General features: G+C 63.0%; 3 protein-coding genes. 2 read left to right on the top strand and 1 reads right to left on the bottom strand.

Features of this window, described 5'->3' with window-relative positions; all coding sequences use genetic code 11:
- Positions 1-143 precede the first annotated feature (143 nt).
- A complete protein-coding gene (locus tag AC07OV_RS28045; RefSeq protein WP_495093414.1) occupies positions 144-1,316 on the top strand; it encodes a GAF domain-containing sensor histidine kinase in 1,173 nt (390 codons plus the stop codon).
- Here the strand turns inward: AC07OV_RS28045 and AC07OV_RS28040 are convergent, their stop codons facing one another.
- Positions 1,317-1,925 (bottom strand): methyl-accepting chemotaxis protein, encoded by a 609-nt coding sequence (locus AC07OV_RS28040; protein ID WP_495093426.1) that lies wholly within the window; start codon positions 1,923-1,925, stop codon positions 1,317-1,319.
- A 1,284-nt stretch (positions 1,926-3,209) separates the two neighbouring features.
- Here AC07OV_RS28040 and AC07OV_RS28035 point away from each other — a divergent pair.
- Positions 3,210-4,232 (top strand): transporter, encoded by a 1,023-nt coding sequence (locus tag AC07OV_RS28035; RefSeq protein WP_176997992.1) that lies wholly within the window; start codon positions 3,210-3,212, stop codon positions 4,230-4,232.
- Positions 4,233-4,307 lie beyond the last annotated feature (75 nt).

The raw sequence follows: 4,307 nt of genomic DNA, 5'->3' as shown, positions 1-4,307 counted from the left end.
CCCCCCCCCCCCCCCCCCCCCCCCCCCCCCCCCCCCCCCCCCCCCCCCCCCCCACCCCCCCCCCACTACAAAAATGACACTTGCGCACACAAGGTCGCTAGACTTCCTGCTACAGACCACCGCCTTGCACATGGAGGTATTGCATGGGGCAGAAAGCCGCCGACATCGCCACCATTGGCCGCATCAGCGCCGTACCTGCGATGCTCAAAGTCATCAGCGACATGACCGGCTTGCGCTTCGCCGCCGTGGCCCGGGTGACCGAGGACAACTGGACCGCCTGCGCCGTACTCGATCAACTGGAATTCGGCCTCGGCGTCGGCAGCGAGCTGGACTTGACCACCACCATTTGCCATGAGATCCGTGGTTCCCACGAGTCCGTCGTGATCGACAAGGCCAGTGAAGACCCGGTCTATTGCAACCACCACACCCCACGCCTCTACGTGTTTGAAAGCTACATTTCCGTGCCAGTGTTCCGCACCGACGGACGCTTCTTCGGCACGATCTGCGCCCTCGACCCCAACCCCGCGCAACTGCGCAGCAGTACGATCCAGTCGACCATGGAATCGTTCGCCCGCCTGCTCTCGCTGCAAATCGAAGCCGAAGAAAACCAGCAGCAAACCGAAGCCGAGCTGTTGGAAGAGCGCGGCACCGCCGAATTGCGCGAGCAGTTCATTGCCGTGCTCGGCCATGACCTGCGCAACCCGCTGTTCGCCATCAATTTCGGTGCCGAACGCTTGCTGCGCAAACACCCCAATGCCACCACTGACCCACTGGTGAGGCACATCCTCGCCAGTGGCCGGCGCGCAGCGCAGTTGGTTGAAGACGTGCTCGATTTTGCCCGTGGCCGCATGGGAAGTGGCATCCCGCTACACCGCAGCGAGTGCCAGGACCTGCAAGACGCCTTGCATCAGGTGGTGCTCGAAGTGCAAAGCGTGCACCCGCAGCGCTTGATCCATGCCGACATCGGTGACCTGCAAGGTGTGCACGGCGACCGTGATCGATTGGCGCAATTGCTCTCCAACCTGGTGGCCAATGCCATCCACCATGGCCACCGGCACAGCCCGGTGTACGTCAGCGCGCAGGTTGAACACCAGCACCTGACCCTGACGGTGAAGAACGCCGGGCAGATCAGCGAGCAGGCCTTGCCCAGGTTGTTCCAGCCCTACTCGCGCCCCCTCACCGATACACCCCAGGCCGGGCTGGGCCTGGGGCTCTACATCGTCAAGCAGATTGCCGATGCCCACGGTGGTGAACTGAGCGTGACCAGCAGCGAGCAGCACGGCACGGTGTTCAGCTTCAGCCTGCCAATCGCCTGATCAGGCGCCCAGCCGTGCGGTGAGTTCATTCAGCTCGCCGGACAACCCGCGCAGGTTATGACTGGCCGCCTCGGTGCGCTGCACGTTGTCCATGTTGGCCGTGGCCACGGTGGTGATCTGCGTGATGTTGCGCGAAATGTCTTCGGCCACCGAGGTCTGCTCTTCCGCCGCCGTGGCGATCTGGCGGTTCATGTCGCGAATCGCCTCCACCGCCTGGGTGATGTGCGTGAGCATGGCGCCCGCCTGGGTGACCTTGGCCACGCTGTCATCGCTGCACGACTGGCCGCTTACAATCGCCTCGGCCGCATCCACCGCACCGGTTTGCACCGCGTGAATGATCTGGTTGATCTCGATGATCGACGCCGCCGTGCGTTGCGCCAGGCTGCGCACTTCATCGGCCACCACCGCAAACCCGCGCCCGGCTTCGCCCGCCCGTGCGGCCTCGATGGCCGCGTTGAGCGCCAGCAGGTTGGTTTGCTCGGCAATCCCGCGAATCACTTCGAGCACTTTGCCGATGCGCACGCTGTCGGTTTCCAGGCGGCGGATGATGGTGCCGGTGTTGAGGATTTCATTGCGCATCTGGCCGATGGTGGCGATGGTGACTTGCATCACCTCGCCGCCTTCGCGGGCCGACTGGTCAGCCTCATCGGCCGCACGCGAAGCACTGGCGGCGTGGCGCGCGACTTCCTGGGCGGTGGCCGACATTTCGGTCATGGCCGTGGCCACCTGGTCGGTGCGGCTGAACTGATCGTGGGTACCGGTCGCCATTTGCCCGGCGATGGAATTCAGCTCGCCGCTGGCGCTGACCAGGTCAGTGGCACTGCGCTGCAAACGGCTAAAGGTTTCGGCAAGGAAATCGCGCAGGGTATTCGCGGCGGCGGCCAGGTGGCCCAGCTCATCCTGGCGACGGCTGGCCACACGCTCGGCGAAACGGCCATGGCTCAATTGCGTCACGTAGTCGATCAAGCCACGGATCGGCAGGATCAGGTTGCGGTTGATCAAAAACAGGCTGAACACGCCAATCGCGGCGCCGGACAGCAGCATGATCGCCAGGCCCACCAGCACCGTGCGCTCGGCATAGGCGCTGATGGCCAAGGATTGCTGGCTGCCCTGGGCGCGCAAGTCGCTGACCAGCGCGCTCATCTGATCGCTGGCGGCGCGGTCTACGCCCTTGACCGCGTTGTCACCTGCTGTCGGGTCGCCACCGGCGGCCACATAAGCGTCACGGCCCTTCTGGTAGGCCAGCCCCAGTTGCTGGTGCTCCTGGCGCAGGGTGTCGATCCGTCGGCTCAGCGTCGGGTCGTCTTGGGTCTGGGTGACCAGGCGGGTGAGGATGCCTTGCACATCGCGCTGGCGGTCCTGGAACTGGCCCCAGTATTTCTCCATGTCCTGGGGCTGCTTGCCGCGCAGCAGGACGTTTTTCCACTCCTGCACCTGCACCTTGAATTGCAGGTTGGCTTCATCAATCAGCTGTGAGGTGAGCAACGGCCCGTCGATCAAACTGCGATAACTCTGAACCCCGTTGGACAGGAAGTTGAAACAGGCCAGGGCGATCAACAACATCGCCAGCAGGCTGCCACCGAGCAGCGACAGGATTTGTGCTCTCAAGGAGGTTCGCAAAACATTCATCGGGGAAAAGCCTCGATACAAGGAAAAGGGTGCATGCACGCCGTAACTTCCCTGTCGTCAAAGGCACCGCCCATCCACAGCGGTTCTTAGTGCCCTGAATCGGCCGTGCCAGAGGCTTCTTGAACGGTTCCTGACAAACGGTCAAGAAAATGTCACCGCAACGAAATAAATCGCAAACCGTCACAAAACTGTCAAATCTCCTTGCAATGATTCGCCCACGCGAACCTGTGAAACGTCCTACAGGCGCTTTCTCTGCGAGCCTCCATGAACCACAGCATCGACCACGGCCACCAAGATCCCGATCTGTTTGGCCTGCTTTACGGTTTTCGTTTTCGGCCCGGTGAAAAGGGCGAGCAGATCGATTCGGCCACGGCGCTGGCGGCCCTCAAGGCGCCGCAAGATCCGGAGGAGTTCCTCTGGTTGCACCTGAACCTGGCCCACGCTGCCTGCGAGCGCTGGATGAAGACCCACCTGTCGCTGCCGGACGAGTTTTTCGAAGCCTTGCACGAAGGCTCGCGCTCCACCCGGATCGAACACGTTGACGCAGCCTTGCTGGCGGTGGTCAACGACGTGGTGTTCAACTTCAGCAGCATGGTCTCGTCGGACATTTCCACGCTGTGGGTGTGCGCCCGCAGCCGCTTGCTGGTCAGCGCGCGCCTGCAACCGCTGCACTCGGTGGATAAATTGCGCTCGTCGGTCAAGGCCGGTGAACGCTTCCGCTCGCCGCTGGAACTGCTGGTGCACCTGCTGCGCGACCAGGGCGAAGTGCTGACCCAGATCGTGCGCAAGACCAGCATCAGCGTCGACCATATCGAAGACCAGTTGCTGTCTTCACGGCTGTCCACCAACCGCGCCGAACTGGGCGCCGCACGCCGGGTGCTGGTGCGCCTGCAACGCCTGCTGGCGCTGGAGCCGGGCTCGCTGCTGCGCCTGCTCAACCGCCCGCCGCAATGGCTGCAAAAGGAAGACGTGAAGGAGTTGCGCAAGTCCACCGAGGAGTTTGCGCTGATCATCAACGACCTGATGGCCCTGGGCGAACGCATCAAGTTGTTGCAGGAAGAGATCGCCGCCAACCTCAACGAACAAAGCAACCGCACGCTGTTCACCCTCACCGTGGTGACGGTGCTGGCGCTGCCGATCAACATCATTGCCGGCTTTTTTGGCATGAACGTGGGCGGCGTGCCGCTCTCCACCGACCCGGAAGGCTTCTGGATCCTGGTGGCGCTGGTGGCGACGTTCACCTTGATTGCCGGGCGCTGGGCGTTCCGCAAACGCAAAGACTACTGACCCACCCTCCCCTGTAGGAGCCGGCTTGCCGGCGATGGCATTCTGCCTGTCACCTTATCTGTGACTGATACACCG

The sequence above is a fragment of the Pseudomonas sp. GW821-FHT09A09 genome (genome assembly GCF_059418405.1).
The sequence above is the reverse complement of the archived record's forward strand: the minus strand, read 5'-3'. Positions and strand labels throughout refer to the sequence as shown.